Here is a 21,084-nt window from a genome sequence, read left to right as displayed (position 1 = left end):
CGCATCAATCAACATTTTGCGAGTCGGGCTGGATGTGTTCCCGACTATAAAACGCCGTAGAGGGAAGCCTGTAGTTGTTGAATCTACTACTAATAGTACCTCGCAGGAAGCTCTGACCGCTCTTTATGAGCATCAGAAGCCCACACTGAAAGCGTAGCGTCAGTGTGTGGTACATCACAGAACGCCCTGTCCAATGATGAAAGCTATTGATTAGACGTTGGCTCTGGCGAATTACTGCGTCTTGTTGCCAAGGAAATTGGAGCTCAGTGTTCATCGGTTTATTATTGTGTATAGACTCAAGGGGTGACAACAAAGCTCAAACCTAGGCAGGTGTTAGGTGGCACGGTGTTAGGTGTTGGGAAAATTACAGCGACTCGTGAAGTTGTAATTCCGAGCAGTTGAAGCAATTTTCACCAATCCAACTGCATAGATAGTGTTAATCAACCACTACGCCATGACGATTTTCCCTAAAACCTAACCCCATTAACCTAACCCCTGTAAGATTTTCAATTAGCTTGTCACCCCGTGAGGTGTATAGATTTATCACCCTTAGGGAACTATAGCAATCCTAAACTCTGTGATTCTGAACTCCTGCAACTTCTTGATTACTCGGCTTCCCCAATCAGGGTAAAAGCTGCCCATTCCACTGGATTTGGGTACTGTTTAAGAGTCGTAAGCATGGCTTGACGCAGAGCAACTGCTTTGTCAGGTGTTTGTTGTAGCTGGCGATAGAATTCAATCATCAGGTCAGCTGTGGAGTCATCAGGTACTTTCCAGAGGGAAACAACCACACTAGGTACACCAGCAGCAACTAAAGAACGGGATAATCCAATCACGCCATCACTGGTAACTCTACCTCTACCAGTGTTGCAAGCGCTTAAAACTACTAACTCAGCTCTAAGCTTGAGGTCGAGTATTTCACTAGCGCTGAGAAAACCTTTATCTGTTTTAGTCGGAGCAAGGGCGATCGCTCCTGGTAAACCTAATCCCTGGAAGTCATTGAGTAAGCCGTGAGTAGCTAGATGTATGATCTTTGCCTTTGACATTTGCTCAACTACTGCTGCCTTAGTGGCTTGATTGCCAATCAGGGCTTGAGTATTGAACATCTCAGCGATCGCTAGCGCTTCTGTTTCTGTTCCAGGAAGAGGGGGCAAACCTTGAGGCATAGTGGGATTACCAATTACTAGCATCTCTTCTCCAGAAACCAGTTGCCGTTGCTGGTTAGTTAAATCCAGCACCTGAATAGAGGGAGCAGTGAGCATAGTATGTTTTTCGATCAGGTATTGACCAGAAGCGTCTTGTAGTGCTGGGAAAGGTACTAGAAACAAAGATTCGTGGGGAATAAAAGTAACACGAGCTTCGGGATTAGTAGGTAAGAGTTCGGCAATTGGTTCAATGAGCAGTTGATGCAGTTGTTTTAATCGTTCAGTTTGACCAGCTCTCTCTGTTTTAGTCAATCTTTCTCTGGGAACTAAATCAACTAGGGATGGACTTCTTCTGAACACAATGGATTTACGAGTGATAACAACCAATTCTTTCAGAGATGTATCCATATTAGTTAAATCAACCTGACGAAAAGCGATTTGACCTGTGGGTTTAATTACCCAAATATAAAGCTCCTTGTCTTGAAGTTGCCGCACACCTTGGGCTTCGACAACTTCTTTTATAATCGAGTATAAAACTATTGTCGAGTTTTGTTTTTCAGTAATTTTTTTAATTTGTTTGATGTTCGGAGGAGCAATCGGTTTGTGATTTTTGAGGTTTGGTTCAGACTCTGATAAACCTCTCGCTAATAGTTCAACAAAGGCTCTTGCTCGTCCTCTTTCAGTAATTTCTATGGCTTGATTGAATTGTTTTCGTTCTACTAAATACTCTTGTAAAGTGCTATAAGTTGTTTCATGAGTTTCAAATATTGATACTCTCTCAAGGTCATTGCTGCCTAAGTTTGACCGCAAAGACTCCCAAATTTCAATGGCAGCAAAGAGAGCCTCATTTGCTTCTTGAGGATTTCCGGCTTGATAGAGAGCATCACCTAAGTTACTCAAAGCTCGTCCCTTGGCGTGGCGATCACCTAGTTGCTTGGCAATTTCTAAACTCTGGCGTTGGTAGTTTACTGCTTGGTTGTAGTCTTCTAGAGCATGGTAAATTATTCCCAAATTTTCTAGGGCTACTAACTCTCCATAGTTATCTTGCAGTTTTTGTGCGATCACTAAACTCTGCTGAGAGTATTCAATTGCTTGGTTATAGTCGGTCAGGGTATAGTAGACCAAGCTCAAATTAGATAATGCTCTTGCCTTTCCAGGTAGGTTATCGGATGTTTTAGCGATCGCTAAACTTTTTTCTTGGTATTCAAGTGCTTTGGTATATTCCTTTTTAGCGTAGTAAGCTAATCCGAGATTGCTTACTATATTCCTTTTCCACTCAGACTCATTGGTTGAGTTTACTAGTTCTAGACCCTGTTTATAGTATTCAATAGCTTTGTCATAGTTTCCTATTGCGCCATAAGCGGCTCCTAAACCACTAAAAGCTTGTGGTTTTCTTCTTAAATTTGGGTCTGATTGGGCAAGATTAAAATGCTGCTTATGATAGTCTATAGCTTTGCCATAGTCTCCCAAAATATAGTGAGTTACTCCGAGGTTATGTAAAGCTTTTGCTTCTCGCAATTGATCGCCAATTTTTCGTGCAAATTCTAAGTTTTTATGATAGCATTCGGCAGCTTTAGTGTAATCTTTGGCAGCAACTTGTATAGAAAATCCTTGAGGATTTATGAGCAATTGTTCTTCTGCCAGACAATCTGTAATTTCCAGTACCAGGATTGTCAGTCGTTCTAGTTCAATTGCTTGAGTCTTGTTTGACCTCTTGCTCTGATTGACCGCCAAATCTGATCGATTAACCTGGGTTGGCAAGGCAGAGTTTTGATTGTCTGACCTTGGTGATGGTTTTCCTGGGGAAGGATTGGGAGGATTTCCAGGATTTACAGGATTTACAGGTTCAATAATTACTGTTGTTGAAGGTTCTGGCGGTAGTAGTGCTGGAAAATCTGACTGTAGTTGTGGTGGTAGGGTTGGTAATGGATTTGGGTCGATGACTGAAGCAGGTTCAATAATGGGTGGCTCTATAGGCAGGAACGCTGGAGCTTCAGGTACTACTGGGACTGGAGATTCTGCACTCCTTGGAAAGACATTCTGGTTTCTGAAATCTAGAATGGAAATAATAGTAGAAGTAGCAGTAACATTTCCTTTACTGATGTCACTACCAGCAACAAGAGTAACATTGCCACTCTCACCATTACTACTAGCAGCATTTATATCACCAGCATTAATACTTCCCTCTGTAGCGAATAATTGAACCTCTCCTCCTTTACCTTCCACAGAGGAAGAATCAACTACCCCAGCACTAGTATCAATATTTCCTGTATCGCTAACAGCAGTAATATCACCACCATCACCATTATTACTGGAAGCATTGAGACTCCCGGTAGTGATATTACCTTCTGCTTTCAGGTCAATATTTCCACTATCACCACTTACCGCCGTTGAATCCAACGTGCCACTACTAGTATCAATCCCTCCTTGTCTACTATTGAGGAAAATTCTTCCACCATCCGAAGTAATTGATGCTGTCCGAATATTACCTTCTGCTTCAATAACTACTTGCTGACCAGCGCTGATATCCTGCACTACTACATCGCCAGGATTAATACTTCCCTCGGTAGCGAATAATTGAACCTCTCCTCCTTTACCTTCCACAGAGGAAGAATCAACTACCCCAGCACTAGTATCAATATTTCCTGTATCGCTAACGGCATTAATATCACCACCATCACCATTATTACTGGAAGCATTGAGACTCCCGGTAGTGATATTACCTTCTGCTTTCAGGTCAATATTTCCACTATCACCACTTATCGCCGTTGAATCCAACGTGCCACTACTAGTATCAATCCCTCCTTGTCTACTATTGAGGAAAATTCTTCCACCATCCGAAGTAATTGATGCTGTCCGAATATTACCTTTTGCTTCAATAACTACTTGCTTACCAGCGCTTATATCCTGCACCACCACATCACCATCTTGCACCTGGATACCAGAACCTATCAGTTGTACTGTACCATCACGATTTACCTCAATTCCTGTAGCATCACCGCCGCCAACTGTCAGCAGTTCGGGTAGGGAAAGGGGAGTGAAGGGAACAGTGGCAGAGGGGGAAACTTCTAAACTCAGAATATTACCTGGCTGGGAAATACGGAGTAAATTTTCTCCAGGCACAGCCTCAATAGTAACTTGACCACCAGGGGCAGTAAGAGTGCCATTACTGATCACAGTACCACCTACTAAGGTTAAATTCTGCCCCTCTTTAACTGCTAAATCAGCTAAATTGATGATCCCACCTGGTTGGGAAACAGCAAAATCAAAAGTATTGGGCTTGCCTACCAAAGAAGCATAGTCATTGCTACCAATGGCGTTAAACCAGCCGCCATCAAAACCAATACCAGTAGCAGTGGTGGCGGTAAAAGAAGCAGGTAGATCGATGCTGGCACCAGCACCAAAGACAATCCCAGCGGGGTTAATCAGGAATAAATTGGAATTACCCCCTGTAACCTGGATTAAGCCATTAATTACAGAAGCATCACCACCAGTGACTCGCCCTAGGATATTTTGGATATTAGGATGAGAGAGAAAGATGGCAATCTGACCTTCACTCAGACCAAATTTCTGGAAGCTGTGAAAGAGATTCGCACCATCTCCCGACAGCTTACCGCCATCAATGTTGAATTGGTTACCCTCAGGGTTGACAACAGTACCAGTACCATCGTTGGCTTCAACTATCGGTTGCGCCTGCACAGGGGTTGGCAACGGGCAACAGCTCAAATAGGTTGAAGAACAAACAAGCAGGAAAAACTTACTTGCTGCCCATCTTCCCTTACCCATGATCTGGCTCAACAGGTTAAGACAGCTCAATTTTAGTCTCATAAATTATATAATTCATAGGGAATCTGGGTCGAATACACCCTTTTCAAGAAAGTAGACCTAGATTGAACAGGGGGTTACTAGAGCGGATTTGGTATCAAAGCTCTATTGCTTCATTCTTTGGGAGAAATCCCCCTTGGGATGAGGACACTTTATTTAATTTTAGAGAAATATCGATCATCTCAGTTTCCTTTAAACTATGTATTTATCAGGGCTAATGCCTCCCTTTTATGCAGAGTATTGGTTTTTGTCACAAAACTTTACATACTTGACTTTACATATTAAACTATATATAATTTACTTTAAACACATACTCTAGGGCGTGTCTGCTTGCCTCAATAGCCCTAAACCAATAATTCCTCCAACTCCTGTTAGTCTAAAAAATCTTAGTTAACTTGGATTACCTAGCAGTTTATCCCGCAGCTGCTTAATGCGATCGCGTAACTTTGCTGCGGTTTCAAATTCCAAGGTCTTTGCTGCTTCCTTCATCTGTTCTTCTAACTGATTAATCAACTCCGGAATCTTCTCCAAAGGTACATCATCCACCTGTTCAAACACCGCTTCCAACTGTTGGGAATTCAACCGTCGGGAGACATCCAAAAATGTCAAAATCGGATTATTGGCGGTTTTGCGAATCGGCTGTGGTATAATGTTATTATTGATATTATATTCAATTTGAATCTTACGACGGCGATTAGTCTCATCAATCGCTTTTCTCATGCTTTTTGTAAGGGTATCAGCATACATAATGGCTTGCCCTCGGACATGACGTGCTGCTCTGCCTATAGTTTGAATAAGCGATCGCTCTGCCCTGAGGAACCCTTCCTTATCGGCATCCAAAATTGCTACCAGAGAGACTTCTGGCAAATCCAACCCTTCTCGCAACAAGTTAACTCCAACCAACACATCAAATTCACCCTGGCGCAACGCCTGCAAGATTTCAATCCGTTCAATAGAGTTAATATCCGAGTGTAAGTAGCTTACTCGAATATCCCGTTCTTGCAGATAGTCTGTCAAATCCTCAGCCATGCGCTTGGTTAAGGTTGTTATCAGCACCCTTTCCTGACAATCCACCCGCTGCTTAATCTCAGCCAACAAATCATCTACTTGACCTGCTGTAGGACGAACAAAGATTTCTGGGTCAAGCACTCCGGTAGGACGAATGATCTGTTCCACGACTCGTTCTTGAGATTGTTCCATCTCCCAATCCCCAGGAGTAGCAGAGACAAAAATACACTGATTCACCTTTGCCCAGAATTCCTCTGCCTTCAGGGGCCGATTATCTGCTGCACTGGGTAAGCGAAAGCCATGGTCAATCAACACTTGCTTTCGAGCGCGATCGCCATTGTACATTCCCCGAATTTGCGGCACCGTAACATGGGATTCATCCACTACCAAAAGCCAATCTTCGGGAAAATAATCAATCAAACACTCTGGTGGTTCCCCAAGCTGGCGTCCAGCCAAGTGACGAGAATAGTTTTCCACACCATTGCAGTAACCAATTTCGAGCAACATTTCCAAATCATAGCGGGTACGCTGTTCCAACCGTTGCGCTTCTAGCAAGTTACCAGTTTGCTCCAATTGAGCCAAACGTTCCTCAAGTTCTGCCTTAATAGCATTACAAGCTTCTTCCAACCGTTCATCGGGAGTAACAAAGTGACGAGCAGGGTAAATATTGACTCCCTCTACACTTTGGAAAATTCCACCGCTAACTGGGTCAACGTAGTGAATAGCATCAATTTCATCTCCGAAGAATTCTACCCGAATAATTCGGTCTTCATAAGCCGGACCAATTTCTAATACATCCCCCTTCACCCGGAACCGTCCGCGTCCCAATTCTAAATCATTCCGGGAATACTGTACTGAGACTAAATCCCGTAAGAGTTGGCGTTGGTCAACTTCGGTATTTACCCGCAGAGGAATCGAAGCTTTTAAGTATTCTGAGGGGATACCCAAGCCATAGATACAGCTAATGGAAGCGACCACAATTACATCCCGCCGTTCAAAAAGCGATCGCGTAGCTGAGTGCCTCAGCATATCAATTTCATCATTAATTGACGCGGTTTTCTCGATGTACGTGTCAGTGACCGGGATATAAGCTTCCGGCTGGTAGTAATCATAGTAGGAAATGAAATACTCCACCGCGTTATGGGGAAAAAACCCCCGCAATTCGTTACATAACTGGGCAGCCAAGGTTTTGTTGTGGGCAAGTACTAGGGTAGGTTTGCCGACTTTTTCAATTACCGATGCCACGGAGAAAGTCTTACCTGTTCCTGTAGCACCCAGTAGAGTTTGGATACGGTTGCCAGCCTTGAGGTAAGTGGTGAGTTGGGAAATAGCTTGGGGTTGATCCCCTGTTGCTTGAAAAGGGGCTTCGAGGTTAAATAGCATCTTAGACGCTTCTGGCACAGCTAAAAAAAATCCGTAAAAATACTATCTATAATTTCATCATAATTTTTGTACATTTATAGGTACTGATGGATAGATTATTACCCAAAGTCAAGAGATAGTTTTAATACTTGCCCAAAATCCGGAGGGTAGGATGACAACTATCTGCTTAACTGCTAATCCCTTAAAGGGTTATCGTTACGGATAAAGGATAATAGGTCATGGGTAATGATTAATGGGTAATTATACCAATTTTATAGCCATCACCGTTTATCATTTACCATCGACTCTCCCGTCTTTAAGTGGAGAGCATTTTTATCTTCTCCTTAATCAGCTAAGCTTTTTTGAACCAATACTTATTAATTTAGGATTAAAAATATTGAATCTATTCGCACTTATTAAGTTTATAAAAATTATCCACATATTAATTATCAAATTTGGTAATGGTTAATCTATAATAACGAAGGGTATTATGAGTAACGATTAAACCTGATAACGAACCAATGAATATCGATAAGTATATGTGGTATTAATTTTAGAAAAAATCAAGTCTAAAATCAAGGTATTTTGATTAATTTAATCTCAACATAAAAAACTATTTTTTAGTAATTATGAACTATATAAATGCTAGTCAGCGGATTGAAATATTGCTAGTGGAAGACAATCATGGTGACGTAGACCTGACCAAAGCTACTTTAAAAAATAGCAATATTCGCAACAATCTGCAGACGTTTAGCAATGGTAAGGAAGCTATGGCATTTCTACGTCGAGAGTCCCCTTATACTAAGGCACCCCGTCCCGACGTAATTTTGCTGGATTTGAATCTACCAGTGATGGATGGTCGTGAAGTGTTAGCACAGATCAAATCTGATCCAAAATTGAGTCTGATTCCCGTGATTATTCTCACCTCCTCAGATTCTGACCAGGACATCATCACAAGCTACAAGCTAAACGCCAATGCCTACGTCACTAAGCCCCTTGAATTAGAGCAGTTTGTCAAAGTATTGAAGTCAATTGAAAATTTCTGGCTAAGTATTGTTAAACTGCCACCAAAAAATTAAGCATTTCCAATTCATGGTATAGCGTTTGTATCTGGTAATAGGTAATGGGTAATAGGTAATTGGTAGTTGATGATTACCAATTACCTATTACCCATTACCAAAAATCCCAAGACTATGTCTTGATGCAGTCGCTCATGGGGGAAACCACGGCAGTCGCTCATGGGGGAAACCCCCAAGACCGCGCTGCCTCCCCAAGACCGCGCTGCATCGCTTTGATAAGTGATTAACCGGACTTGATAGTAATAGTCAATTGGCAATTAACAAATTTAAATTGCTGTTGGTATACTACAAATCTTCACTGAGAACTTCATGGAAAGCAAACCCAGGGGCAGCCAGTACAAAGACAATGGTAGGAAGACCAGCAGTTTTTAGCTGTAAACTTTCGTAATATTGAGTAAACTTATCGTCTGGTGTAGCCATACCCATAAAGATTAAGTCAGCATCAGCCGATGACTCATGAAGAATAGTATTAAAAGAACGCCCTTCGGAAACGAGCACCTGACAAATAACCCCCATCCGCAACTGTTTCACCCAATTACTTAGGTTTGCCCGTGCTGCTTGAGCTGCTATTTCATTAGGAAGCACCAACTTGAGGTAAATCTCAGCATTTTGCCACTTCAGGTCGCTGCGCAATAGATAGGCGAGGAGCAACATCAGGCTACCATTGGCTTGCTTACCGCCCCACCAAACATCAATCCGTTGACGACTACCGAAACCCTGCTCCCGATTTTCCCGCAGAATCACTACATTACGCTTTGCCTGGTGTATGTGAGTAATCAAGCGACAGTAAGGCTGGCGGCGGCTAAGGGTTTCGTTATCCCCGAGTAAAACTGTATTGGGCACTAGTGGTCCTATACCGTAAGTTTCCACCAGTTGCCGGGCTCCGGTAAAGGGATCCGGTGCTGTTACCAAGCGCACTAGAGCTTGTACACTGCGCCGTTCGAGATACTCACTGATGGTTTGTTCTAACTTTGCCTGCTTAGCAACACTATGGGAACTACTGGGTAAAATACTCGAAACGGTCACTAAACCGCGATTATGGGTCAGAGCATCGGCTAACTCTATCAAAGACCATCGTTTAGTGGGAGCTCCCGAAAGCACCAAGATGTGGGGTCGCCAGTTTTTCGGATCAGGGTGATGACTAATCTGAAAAATACCAGTGCGCAATAGTGCCATCCAAATACCCCGGCGTACATCCCCCCAAGCCGTGCGCAGTTCCCGCTGCTGTAGCCAAAGGTAAACCCCCAAGACAATAACAGCTGCTGCCACTGTGGCAAAGGCATTGATCAAAAACATTACGATCAGGCAACCCAATGCCCCTAACAGTGACAGAAACCAGTTAACTTTAAAGGAGGGTCGGAACGAAGGACTTTGCAAAAAGCCCTCAATGGCAGCTGCTACATTCAACACCAGATAGGTGGTCAGAAAGAACATACTTAGCACTGGTGCAATGATATCTAATTGACCAAGGCAAACTGCAGCAGTAGCTATTCCCAAGGTTACAGCGGTGCCAATCCGTGGTTCATCATCTCGTCCACTACCCGTACCTAGAAATCGCATCCAACGGGGTAATACTCCATCTCTAGCTAGTGCCTGTAAAATCCGGGGAGCCCCTAGAATACTCCCTAAGGCACTGCTGAGAGTAGCACCCCATACCCCGAGTAGGATTGCCGGACCCCAAAATGCCATCTGCGTCATAATCAAAGGATTGGCAATTAGGGCATCTCCCCCTACCCGCATCGATAGAATAATTGGTACGATCATATAAACGGCATATCCTGTACCTACAGCTGCCAGAGTACCGATGGGAATGGCGCGGATCGGGTTGCGTAGATCACCGGACATATTCACCCCAGCCATGATACCGGTCACGGCAGGGAAGAACACAGCAAAGACACCCCAGAAGGATTCTTTGGAGGTCACCCACAGCTCAATATTAGCTACATCATAAGGGTAATCATGGTTACCGACGAATAGAGCAATCAGGGATAGCACTATCGCAGCCATAATAAAGTATTGAATGCGGATGGCGAGGCTAGCGGAAGTCAAAGCCAGTATTGCCACTAAAATAGTAGTAATTAGCGCTACATAAAGCTGGTTGAGGTGGGGAAAGGTCTTAACTACGCTCTCGGCAAAACCAATAGTGTATAAGGCGACTGAGAGAGCTTGGGCAAAGTAAAGGGGAATTCCTACGGCACCGCCAGTTTCAATTCCTAGGGAACGGCTAATCATGTAATAGGCACCACCAGCCCTAACAATGCGGTCAGTTGCGATCGCAGAAATAGACAGAGCCGTCAAAAAGGTAATACTGGTGGAGAGGGTAACAATGATGAGGGTACCCACTAAACCAACATTACCAAGTACCCAACCAAAGCGCAGGTACATAATAACCCCCAGGATGGTGAGAATCGACGGAGTATAGACCCCACCGAATGTTCCCAAACCTGAAGTTTTTTCCTGAGTAGGCTCGACAACAGGAGATGAGCGGCGACCAAAGAATAACTTCATATATCTAAAACACGAATATAGTGCATTAAGCTAATCTGAATATAGGGAATAGGGAATAGGGAAGAGAGATTTTCATTCCTTTGTTGTCGGCGAAACGCCCATGGGTTTCTGACTTGAAAAAGCCGTCGAGGCAAGCAAGTGCGTTAGTCCTCGGTAAAATACCAGAGATGTTCATACTTTGTTCTTTGTTGTAAATGCATTTTTGATGGGGGTATAGCTGGAAAATTTTTCAAGTCCTTGGCAGACAATGTCAGTTGGTGAATTGATCCAGGTCCATGAACAACTCCACCAGTTCTACCCCCAAGCCACCGACATTGGAACTCAAGGATGTTACAACGTTGGTAGCCTGGGCTTTTGGTTCAACATTGGATGAATTTCACACCACAGGACTAACTGCTGTCATGGGGTTTTGGGCAAACAAGTAGAAACTGCTAATGAAACGAAGAGAACAGAAACGATAGTCTTTTAATCTGACAGTCTTTTAAGCTGACTACAGAATTAACTTGCGCGCATTCCCAACTTTATGCACCCCAATCACGAATTTAAGGCATTTTTTGCTCAATGACCAATTATTCAATATCGGTAATATCAAGTTCGGTTAATCACTTCGTTGATCAATCCAGTCTTCAAGAAGAGCGCCAGTGTGTTGTACTTAACCAGACAATTCTATGTAGAATTCTGTTGGGCTAGATAGTCAGCCCACAGCCTGCGATACCATCCAAATGTAGCGTGATTAACAATAAGCACTATGGAGCCTGATTCTCTACCCACGGAGTTAATTTTGACGCACCCGCTTCAGACCATTGGCAATGTTCAACTGGATTGGATACCTCAACCCGGTAACTATCTCGACTTTAAAGGTAAAACCTACACAGTTTTAGAGCGCCGCCACCGCTACTGTCTTAAGTCAGGGCGCTATCGTTTGCATAAAATTGCTCTGTATGTGCAGTCTTCTGGACACCCTAGTGAAAAAAGCCTGCTCCAGGGGCGTTGGGTGATTGGGGATGCCAGCTGTTATTTCAATGCTCACTCTGAATTGATTCGTTGTGCAGTCAATCCAGACGGACCATGTGATTCTTGCCGCTTTTACGAACCCTTGAAAACCGCAACTAACTAACTAACCATTACCTAGAACTTCTCCTACTTCTAAACGCATACCATTGGCAAAATCCCAAGCCGATTGAGCACGTTTGCCAGCTAATTGCACTTGCTGCAACAACAACAGTCCCTTTCCAGTTTGAATAATTGGACCGATTCCCTTCGCAATCTTTACAACTTCTCCAGGACGACCTGAACCAACATCAAGAGTAGACCACTCCTGCGATCGCATTTTTAACTGTGAAGGCAACTCGGATAAGTAAGCCGAATCTAAGGGAACAGTGGCACTGATTTTCAGAGATTTACCCCGAAATGAGGTGACGCAGTTCGGGAAAAATCCCCGGATCTGATTGTGTAACTCCAAGTTAGACCGTGACCAATCTAGGCCATAATCTGACTTTTGAATCAGTGGTGCATAGGTAGCCTCAGAGTCATCTTGAGGAATTGGTTGGATTTGCTGTAACTCTCGCTTCAGGAGAGTTTCAATCAACAAATCAGCTCCCAAATTACTCAGAGTTTGTGCCAAATGCTCGGCAGTATCCAATAGTCTGATTGGTGTATACGCTTTCAAGAGCATTGCTCCAGTATCCATGCCAGCATCCATCAACATCGTTGTGATGCCCGTTTGGGCTTCACCATTATAAAGACACCACTGGATCGGAGCTGCTCCCCTATACTTAGGCAAAATTGAGCCATGTACATTGATACAACCTCCCGTAGGCATATCCAGAATCTCTTGGGAGAGAATCTGCCCATAGGCAACCACGACAAAAGCATCAGCCTTTACCTGCCTTAGCTGAGTTAGGGTTTCCCTATGCTTTTTCAGGCGCTGCGGTTGCCAAACTGGTAGTTTATGTGCTAATGCTATTGATTTCACTGGGGAAGGAATCAGCTGGTTACCACGTCCTCGACGCTTATCTGGCTGAGTTACCACACCCACCACCTCAAATTCAGGATGGTTCAACAAACCTTCCAAACAAGGTAGAGCAAATTGGGGAGTACCAAAGAATACAACTCGCATCTAGAAATTACCAATGACTAATGGGTTGTTCGCGTAGCGTGGCCTTTTGGCCAAGGTTAGCTGGTTGAAAGTTAGCTGGTTGAAGGTTAGCTGGTTGAAGGTTAGCTGGTTGAAGGTTAGCTGGTTGAAGGTTAGCTGGTTGAAGGTTAGCTGGTTATACATCCAGATTTGAGTTGTTAAGGCTCTAATCTTCAACCTACCCTACAAGGGACGCCCAAGGGAAACAACCAAATAACTTTCAACCAAATAACCTTCTAACCTTATAACTAATAACTAATCCACAGCAATTTCCACCCGACGATTACGTTGCTGATTAACCTCAGTATCATTAGCGACCAGAGGACGAGTTTCTCCGTAGCCAATAATCAGCCAACGGTATGGATCGTCTAAAGCGCTACTAAGATACTGCTGAACTGCTTTGGCACGCTTAAATGAAAGGTTTCGATTCTCTTTGGCTTCGCGGGGGTTGTCGGTGTGGATAGCAATCCGGATTGTACTACTGGGATAGGCTTGCAAATCTGTGACAATTTTGTCTAGGATCAAACCTGCTTCTGGACGTAACGTACTTTTACTTTCCTGAAATAAAATATCACTGGGCAATGTGACTTTCAACTTATCGGCAGCCGAGGCAGCTAGTCGATTACCATTGCTATTACCAACTAATGCAGCATTGCTACTTGAAGTCGATGGTTCCTTCAGAAGCAAAGTGATCCCTTGGATGCGCCTTTCAACAGATTCATTCCCTCCCGAGGTTCCCAATTGAGTTTCCAACATTGTCACGTCCTCACTCAATCTCTTCAGTCGCTTGTCTAAATCACTTAGCTGAGCTTTGACCTGGACTCTTTGAACCGGTGTCAATTGTTTTAGTGGATTGGCTTCCGTTGGTTCCCGAATTGAACTAAAATTGAGAAACGTTGATTCTCGCTTGTTATCCAGATGCTCCAGTAATTTTAAGATCAGGGGTTTTTCTGGATTCGGGTTAGGGTAAGCATTGGCAACAACAATGCCAAATATCACGGCCAAGCCACTCCCTACGCCTAGCAGTAGTAGCCTGAAAATTAAGATTAGTAGGCAGTTCAGTATACTTATTGAGGTTTCAGGTCTGGTATTGGTGTTGGAAGTAGCGGGTTGAGTCACACCGAATTTTGTTAGATCTCCTTCAACATAATGAGGCAGGATGCTCCAATTGTACTCCGTTAGGGGTCAAGCGCAGGTATTTTACATTATAGAAGAATTCAAAAAAACAAGGTTGAATTCCAAATGGCTATCATAACACTAAAACCTCCAAACCAACCAGTTAATTCCAATGTCAAGCCTGACAACTTTTGTGTGAGGGCTACCCACTTCAGCCAAGACCTCTTAGGGGAAGGAAAGAGTGTTAATTTTTTATTTTTCCCTGGCTTATTTTCTTTGTCTGCCTTCGGTAGCTTGATAGTGGAGGGTTTAGCCAACTGACTGAGTCGAAGTGTAAGAAACCCGGTTCGTAATTCAGGGTCGGACGGGGTAGTTGATCACTTTTTAACCTTTTAAATTTAAATTTAAGGAACTATATTCTAGTTTCTTGGGGTTGCTCCTCTAACTAGAAACGCTAATTAGTAACTGAAAAACCAATCAATGTTGAAAAGGCAATTGAGTTTAGCAGGATGGCTTAAAAATAAACCACTAGGACTGTTGTTAGCAACTTTGATGTTGATAACATCTAGCCTATATGCCGAGAAAGCCAAGGCTAATGAATCCTTAGTAGCCAGTCAATCATCGGTGCTATCTTCCCAGCCTTTAAGGGAAGTAACAGAAGCTATCAAACCTGATCTAACCGAACCATACGTTCAGAGTGACCCACTCAATAGCCCTTATCCTATTCCTTGGAATTGGGTCTTGGAAACCCATGCTGAACTGGTTGCTAATCAGAGTTTTGGGTTTAGGTACTATCGCAGCCAATCACTAGTGTCTCCTGATGGCAAGTATGCTGCCTATAGTCGCATTCAACTACAAGGACAGCCGGAACTATACCGCAGCCGCATCAGTAGTGTAATGTTCCTAGAAAATTTGCAGACTGGACATTTGCGCATCATCACTGCATCTTCTCCCTTAGCTAACCATCATAATGATGATAAATTAAGCGGCGCAATCGCTATTCTGATTCCCGTGTCTTGGACAGAATCAAGCGATCGCCTTCTAGGGCGACAATTTGAAGGTTTTTTTAATACCTCAGGTGGTTCTGATTACGCAGTAATTTGGGATCGGAACCAAAATACTGTCACCACCTTGGCTCCTAAGCGCATTCATTATACTAATGCACTGTTGCTAGGCTGGAGTCAAGCTAATCCAAATCAAGTGCTATTTCAGGCTGGTGAGTTGGGCAATGAGTATTGGCCAATGTGGTCTGTTGAACCCAATGGTTACACTGCTCTTACCTTTGAGGATGAACCTATGGTTTATGGTGAATCAGTAGAACACATTTGGTCTGGTTCCCAGGCACGCTGGTAATGCCCAAGTATTAAGGATAAGGATGAAGGATGAAGGATAAATTTTCATAATTCATCCTTCATCCTTCACACTTCATAGTTTACCAATTATCTTTGGTGTTGTGCTACCAATTTTTTTAGGTAAGAGTAAGCTTCTTCTGGTGAAAGAGTGAAGATTTGACCTTTGCATAGGATTTCGTACCTTCCTAAGTAATAACCATGTCCACCAATTAAACCCATCTTTGCGGCTTGATTGCCAAGCTTGGTTAATTCCTGTCGAATTGAATAGTCCAATTCTTCTATTTGTTGATCAATAACTTGATTAATAGTTTGTTCCTTCATGTTTGACCGCTCCTCGTTTATTTATAATACTGCTTTATGCACCCCACAACCCATCGACCTGGGGATAGCGGTCAACAAATTGGGCGCTTGCCTGGATTAACTGCATGAATGTACTCACTTCCTGATGTCGGCCATCCCCGTTTATAGGATGCTTCCTCAGGTTTCCCCCAACCTAGCTGCAATATAATTTCCCAAAAGTTGTAATTCTTATATTCATAGAGATTTGCCCATTCCGTTTTCTGGGCGACCTCTTTTACATCATTGGGCATAATTTTTTGATAGTCTTTACCAAAATTAATACTTAGGTATAAGTCCATACCTTGGATGCCTCTATGCCAAAACTCGAACAGGTCAGCTTTGGCAGCTTTAATGATTTTCAGGTCACTCTCTAGGGCGGCTAACTGCTCGTCAATAGCAGGATAACGTAGAGTCTTTCCTTTCATAGTCAGTTCGCGCCAAATAATGCCTGAAACTTGGTGTTGCCGTTGGTAGCTGTGAACTGCGGCTTTAAAGTCGTTATAAGCACTGAACTTTTGAATTCCCTCCGGTTTCAGAAAGCGATCAATCACAGGGTTACCAGACACCGAAGCTGCCAGATTAAGACGTTGCCCATTAATGCACGAACGACGTTCTTGAGCCAAAATTTCGATTAGCTCCTGTGTGCTGTAAACCTTGGACATCAGCACGGATGTTAACTGTACTTACAAATAGCTTAACCCGTAAACGTGACAAAAAAATAGGGTAAACGCCAATGGCAGTTCACTCATGACTAAAACAATTTTGTTCATGTTACGTTGTGGGAGTTTGATTGGATGGAGGTCTACCGCACTAAGCCAATTAAATCACTCTGATGTTAACTGAGCATTTATATCATTGACAGTGCGCAGCTTTAACTCTACAGATTCTGAACGGGGTAGTAAGTTAAACACTTCCCGAAACACATCATCTATCTGTTCATAAGGAACTTGTCCAATTTCGTTGAGTACTACCTCTGCATTTTGGTCAATCAGTACTGTCTGGGGAATTAAATCTTGGTAGTAGTATCCCGCTTCTGTGGGTGTATAGGTAGCATCGGCTAACAAAGTGTCGATGTTGACTGGAATAAAACTCGCTGCCCTACCATAAGGCTCCTGTAACTTAGAGATAGTCACAGAATATAGCTTGCAATCCCTACTGTCATCTACGTAGAACACCAACAAAGCTGGCTTTTTCCTGCGCAAAGAATCTTCTAAGGTAATTCGTGGTGGGACTATAGAGCCATTCCCAGCATACAGAGCAAAAATATTACCATCAAAGCTGTCATCATCGAAACTTGCTAATGCTGATGGTGTTCCCAGTAGATACCAGCAGCTCAGTAAGCCGACCAGAATCAATAGGCATTTGGAAACAAATCTACACCTTACACAGCAACTATATTTAATAGTCCTGTATCCGAATCTTCCTAAACCGTCTATCATACCGAATTATTAGCCCTTATCTCAAATCCAAGGTGAATCCAAGTCCAAGGGTTTCAAAAATCGCAACAATCACTATAGCAATTGTAATTCAGTTGTGAACCGTAGTGCAGGCATATTGGCTGCACTACTAGTAGGATAACTAGACTTAGGCTGGTCAGCTCACTGCTTAGAACAGATCCTCTTGGCTTTTATCTGTTCGGTGATGCTTATCGTCCTGTTGGCCTGGCTAGTTACGGGAGTCGTGGTATTATACACCAATCAGGCTCAGAGTTTAGGGTAGTGGGGTTTCGGTTATCTTGATTCTTGAGGTTAGATTCGTTACCCTTGCACCGGTTACTGACTCTAACAAAATGCTAGGCCATGCTTGGCTTCGCTGCACTAAAGCGCTTCGGATTGGCTGAAAAATTGGTCTATCTAAAGCCATTTCAAGGATACTGCCGTGGGATCCCCTAGCCACTGACGAGATCGCGCTGCACTATGATCGTGTCAACAAGGCGTGAGGTTTTTCCCGAGACTTGAGAAATTTTGCATCTACTTGATAGACTGGGGCATCCCATGAGATAATAGTAAATTGTGTTTAATTGTAATATTTGAGTTCTTAGAAAAAAAACTATGGCAAGTAAGAAAGGTGTCCGAATCGTTATTACTCTAGAATGTACGGAATGTCGCAGTAACTCCAATAAGCGTTCGGCTGGTGTTTCCCGCTATACCACTAGGAAGAATCGCCGTAACACAACATCACGTCTGGAACTGAAGAAATTTTGCCCCAATTGCAACAGGCACACAATTCACAAAGAAATCAAGTAGATTTGGTCCTTGGTCATTTGTGAATTGAATTTTTTAATTCAAAATGGACTATTGACAAAGAACAAATGACTATAATCATTAACCAGTAACCCAAATAACCAATCACCAATCACAACCAATCATGACTTACTTTCGTAAACGTCTCTCTCCGATCAAACCCGATGAACCGATTGACTATAAAGATGTTGAGTTGCTGCGCAAGTTTATCACTGAACGGGGAAAAATTTTACCCCGCCGCATTACTAATCTAACGACTCAACAACAACGAAAGCTAACCACAGCCATTAAGCGAGCAAGGTTCTTGGCTTTGCTACCCTATATTAATAAAGAAGGTTAAGGTGAACAATCACGGTCTTCCTCTGGGATATTTCCCGTGTGAAGAATGAAATATCAAATAATAAGGATGAAGGATGAAGTATGAAGGATGAAATGGGGTGATCGATGGCTCAGGCGTGGGATGCAGTGGCCTCATGGGGAGGCCACTCGCGCTCTGCATGGCTGACATGGTTAACTAAAAACTTGCGACTCAACCAGGAGTTACACTGACCACTGAGCGCTGACCACTGAGCGCTGACAACTTCAGACTTCAGACTTCAGACTTCAGACTTTAGACTTGACCCCCTCTGCTGAGTTGGGCATCTCAACAACACAGGATAGACTGGGGGGAGGTGGATTTGGTAAACGCTACCCGGGTTATCAGAACTGGTGGAAAAGGGAACACTAATCGAATTTCGCTTACAAGGAGAACGCCATCTCGCCGTTGTCGATCGTCCAGAGGGCAAGAACCACTTGATTGCTTTGGATCAACGGGGGAAACTGCACAAGCTCCATCCTCGACAAGTCACCTACACAGTGGCGGATTCTACTTATAAGCCATCAGAAATACCAGAGTTTCTTGCTCGAGTACAACCGTATCTAGACCCAGATAGCTTAGAATTAGCCTGGGAATTACTGGTGGAAGAAGGAGAGGCGGTTACCTGTGCTGACATGGCACAGTTATTATTTTCTGAGCAAAGTCCACCCCAGTGCTATGCTGCACACTGTATTCTCTTTGAAGACAAAATCTATTTTAAACAAAAGGCACAAACCTATGAACCCCGCTCCGCTAGCATGGTGGCTGAAATCAAGCATCAACTGGCAGCGGCTCAATCAAAGCACCAGGAACAAGAAGAATTTTTGAAGCGAGTACAGCAAAAGCTAGGGGGTGAGCAAGTAGAGTGGCTTGATAGCGATCGCACTCGCTTTGATGCTCTAGAACGGTTCGTTAGTGAACCAGATAAACCCTCTCGTGCAGTTCAGGAAACTCTGGAAGCACTAAAACGCCATCAAAATCCAGAAAATGCCTTCGATTTGTTGGTAAATCTGGGTTTGTGGCGTCCTCACCAGAAGCACTTGCTGCGTCATAAAATCCCAACTCAATTTCGTCGTGAGGTACTTGAATTGACCCAGCAATACCTGGCAAATCCTCCTACTGACCCAGATTCAGATCGTTTGGATTTAACTCATCTGAAACTCTACACCATAGATGATGAAAGTACCCAAGAAATAGATGATGGGTTGAGTATTGAAGATCTAGAGGATGGCACTCAGCGTCTGTGGATTCACATCGCTGACCCAACTCGCTTGTTAATGCCAGGGGATAACCTTGACCTAGAAGCACGACGGCGTAGTACCACCATATATCTACCCACAGGCATGATTCCCATGTTCCCATCGGAACTGGCAACTGGTCCAATGAGTTTGGTTCAAGGTCAAGTCTGTGGCGCACTCAGTTTTGGCGTGATATTGGATGAAGATGGTGCCATCTATGACTATCAGATTCGCCCCAGCTTGATTAAACCCACCTATCGCCTGACTTATGAAGATGTAGATGAAATGTTGCAGTTAGGGGTACAGGCAGAAACAGAACTGTTTGCGATCGCTAACTCGGCTGTGCGTCGGCAAAAGTGGCGCAAGTCTCAAGGGGCGATTAGTATCCATATGCCAGAGTCGGTAATCAAGGTGGGAAATGATGAGCAAATTACCATTGAGGTGTTAGAAGATTCACCATCACGGCAAATGGTGGCAGAAATGATGATTCTGGCAGGTGAAGTGGCTGGACGCTATGGTCAACTGCACCAAATTCCCCTACCATTCCGAGGACAACCCCAGCCAGAACTTCCCTCCCAAGAAGAACTGCTGCTATTGCCAGCCGGTCCAGTGCGGTTCTGTGCCATGCGTCGGTGTATGCCTAGAAGTGAAATGAGCATTACCCCAACACGCCACGCTAGTTTGGCTTTGGAAACTTACACCCAGGTAACCTCTCCCATCCGCCGCTACACTGACTTAATGACTCATTTCCAGCTGAAAGCTCATCTACGGGGTGACCCCCTACCCTTTGAAGCTGAACATTTGCTCGAAACGATGCAGAGTGTAACCAGAACAGCTAAGGACGCTAGTGAAGTAGAACGTGATACCAACAAATATTGGGGATTGGAATATTTGCGGCGTAACCCGAATCAGGTTTGGCAAGTATTAGTACTCAGTTGGTGGCGAGAAAACGAGAATAAGGGCAACATTCTCCTAGAAGAGTTAGGTCTAGAATTGCCCATGCGTTTCCAGCGTTCGGTTCAATTAGGCGATCGCTTACACGTTAAAGTCAGTCACGCTGATCCCCGTAAAGAAGTTATTCATTTTCAAGAACTAGCGAACTCAGAGGCTCAGCTTGCTTTTAACTCAAAGCTAGAAGATGGCTCAGCTTCTGCTGTGAACAGGTTAGCGTAAATCTCTGTCCTTTTATAAGGCTCGGATGTAAGCAGTTAATGATGTGACGAAACATCATATAGTGTTATTTAACAGTGTTATTTAATAGTGTTATGTAAGTATGTCAACCTACTTACCAGTTGGAAATTCACTTCTACTGTAAAACTGGAAAGCTTGCTTTGATGTCTCGACATAAGTACAAGAGATTAAAACACCAAATCACCA

At 43.6% G+C, this 21,084-nt stretch carries 18 protein-coding genes; 8 read left to right on the top strand and 10 right to left on the bottom strand.

Features of this window, described 5'->3' with window-relative positions:
* Positions 1-605: 605 nt before the first annotated feature.
* Together F6J94_RS11950 and uvrB are read right to left on the bottom strand one after the other, a co-directional pair.
* Positions 606-4,973: a CHAT domain-containing protein gene (locus tag F6J94_RS11950; protein WP_293040111.1), complete on the bottom strand. Its 4,368-nt coding sequence runs from the start codon at positions 4,971-4,973 to the stop codon at positions 606-608.
* Positions 4,974-5,360: 387 nt separating this feature from the next.
* A complete protein-coding gene (gene uvrB, locus F6J94_RS11945; protein ID WP_293040113.1) occupies positions 5,361-7,361 on the bottom strand; it encodes an excinuclease ABC subunit UvrB in 2,001 nt (666 codons plus the stop codon).
* Positions 7,362-7,969: 608 nt separating this feature from the next.
* Between uvrB and F6J94_RS11940 the strand changes: the two genes are divergently transcribed.
* Positions 7,970-8,419 carry a response regulator gene (locus F6J94_RS11940; protein ID WP_293040109.1) on the top strand — a complete coding sequence of 150 codons (450 nt, stop codon included), beginning with the start codon at positions 7,970-7,972 and terminating at the stop codon, positions 8,417-8,419.
* 285 nt (positions 8,420-8,704) lie between these two features.
* On the opposite strand, the gene F6J94_RS11935 is transcribed toward F6J94_RS11940, so the two are convergent.
* Both F6J94_RS11935 and F6J94_RS11930 read right to left on the bottom strand, forming a co-directional pair.
* Positions 8,705-10,927 carry a Na-K-Cl cotransporter gene (locus tag F6J94_RS11935; protein ID WP_293040107.1) on the bottom strand — a complete coding sequence of 741 codons (2,223 nt, stop codon included), beginning with the start codon at positions 10,925-10,927 and terminating at the stop codon, positions 8,705-8,707.
* Entirely contained in the window at positions 10,924-11,061 is a 138-nt protein-coding gene (locus F6J94_RS11930) for a hypothetical protein (RefSeq protein ID WP_293040105.1), read from the bottom strand. The genes F6J94_RS11935 and F6J94_RS11930 overlap by 4 nt, the downstream gene beginning before the upstream one ends.
* Before the next feature lie 141 nt (positions 11,062-11,202).
* Here F6J94_RS11930 and F6J94_RS11925 point away from each other — a divergent pair, with 141 nt between their 5' ends.
* Together F6J94_RS11925 and F6J94_RS11920 are read left to right on the top strand one after the other, a co-directional pair.
* Positions 11,203-11,352 (top strand): hypothetical protein, encoded by a 150-nt coding sequence (locus tag F6J94_RS11925; protein WP_293040103.1) that lies wholly within the window; start codon positions 11,203-11,205, stop codon positions 11,350-11,352.
* Between the two features lie 323 nt (positions 11,353-11,675).
* Positions 11,676-12,044, top strand: coding sequence for a DUF6464 family protein (locus F6J94_RS11920; protein WP_293020932.1), 369 nt, complete (start codon positions 11,676-11,678; stop codon positions 12,042-12,044).
* On the opposite strand, the gene fmt is transcribed toward F6J94_RS11920, so the two are convergent.
* The 3 genes from fmt to F6J94_RS11905 all read right to left on the bottom strand — a co-directional run bounded on the left by fmt (position 12,045) and on the right by F6J94_RS11905 (position 14,063).
* Positions 12,045-13,046: a methionyl-tRNA formyltransferase gene (fmt, locus tag F6J94_RS11915; protein ID WP_293040101.1), complete on the bottom strand. Its 1,002-nt coding sequence runs from the start codon at positions 13,044-13,046 to the stop codon at positions 12,045-12,047. It abuts the gene before it with no gap.
* Entirely contained in the window at positions 13,047-13,208 is a 162-nt protein-coding gene (locus tag F6J94_RS11910) for a hypothetical protein (RefSeq protein WP_293040099.1), read from the bottom strand.
* A 111-nt stretch (positions 13,209-13,319) separates the two neighbouring features.
* Positions 13,320-14,063: an OmpA family protein gene (locus F6J94_RS11905; RefSeq protein WP_293040097.1), complete on the bottom strand. Its 744-nt coding sequence runs from the start codon at positions 14,061-14,063 to the stop codon at positions 13,320-13,322.
* On the opposite strand from F6J94_RS11905, the gene F6J94_RS11900 reads away from it, so the two are divergent.
* Both F6J94_RS11900 and F6J94_RS11895 read left to right on the top strand, forming a co-directional pair.
* Entirely contained in the window at positions 14,050-14,178 is a 129-nt protein-coding gene (locus F6J94_RS11900; protein ID WP_287266765.1) for a hypothetical protein, read from the top strand. The two genes, F6J94_RS11905 and F6J94_RS11900, sit on opposite strands and share 14 nt — an antisense overlap.
* A gap of 482 nt (positions 14,179-14,660) precedes the next feature.
* On the top strand, positions 14,661-15,533 hold the full coding sequence (locus tag F6J94_RS11895) for a hypothetical protein (protein ID WP_293040094.1): 873 nt from the start codon (positions 14,661-14,663) through the stop codon (positions 15,531-15,533).
* Between the two features lie 86 nt (positions 15,534-15,619).
* Here F6J94_RS11895 and F6J94_RS11890 read toward each other — a convergent pair whose 3' ends face one another.
* From F6J94_RS11890 to F6J94_RS11880, 3 genes are all read right to left on the bottom strand, one after another.
* A complete protein-coding gene (locus tag F6J94_RS11890) occupies positions 15,620-15,853 on the bottom strand; it encodes a hypothetical protein (protein ID WP_008182312.1) in 234 nt (77 codons plus the stop codon).
* A gap of 71 nt (positions 15,854-15,924) precedes the next feature.
* Positions 15,925-16,533, bottom strand: a complete 609-nt coding sequence (locus tag F6J94_RS11885; protein ID WP_293040092.1) for a hypothetical protein — start codon at positions 16,531-16,533, stop codon at positions 15,925-15,927.
* Positions 16,534-16,695: 162 nt separating this feature from the next.
* Positions 16,696-17,226, bottom strand: coding sequence for a thylakoid membrane photosystem I accumulation factor (locus tag F6J94_RS11880; RefSeq protein WP_293020920.1), 531 nt, complete (start codon positions 17,224-17,226; stop codon positions 16,696-16,698).
* A 696-nt stretch (positions 17,227-17,922) separates the two neighbouring features.
* On the opposite strand from F6J94_RS11880, the gene rpmG reads away from it, so the two are divergent.
* The 3 genes from rpmG (at position 17,923) to F6J94_RS11865 (ending at position 20,880) form a co-directional block, all read left to right on the top strand.
* Positions 17,923-18,117: a 50S ribosomal protein L33 gene (rpmG, locus tag F6J94_RS11875; protein ID WP_293020919.1), complete on the top strand. Its 195-nt coding sequence runs from the start codon at positions 17,923-17,925 to the stop codon at positions 18,115-18,117.
* Positions 18,118-18,238: 121 nt separating this feature from the next.
* A complete protein-coding gene (gene rpsR / locus F6J94_RS11870; RefSeq protein WP_008191262.1) occupies positions 18,239-18,454 on the top strand; it encodes a 30S ribosomal protein S18 in 216 nt (71 codons plus the stop codon).
* Between the two features lie 368 nt (positions 18,455-18,822).
* Complete coding sequence (locus F6J94_RS11865) at positions 18,823-20,880, top strand: ribonuclease catalytic domain-containing protein (RefSeq protein ID WP_293040090.1); 2,058 nt, start codon at positions 18,823-18,825, stop codon at positions 20,878-20,880.
* The last annotated feature ends 204 nt before the right edge of the window (positions 20,881-21,084 follow it).

This window comes from Moorena sp. SIO1F2 (assembly GCF_010672755.1).
GTDB lineage: Bacteria > Cyanobacteriota > Cyanobacteriia > Cyanobacteriales > Coleofasciculaceae > Moorena.
Note: the sequence above shows the minus strand (reverse complement) of the source record. Positions and strands in the feature narration are given on the sequence as shown.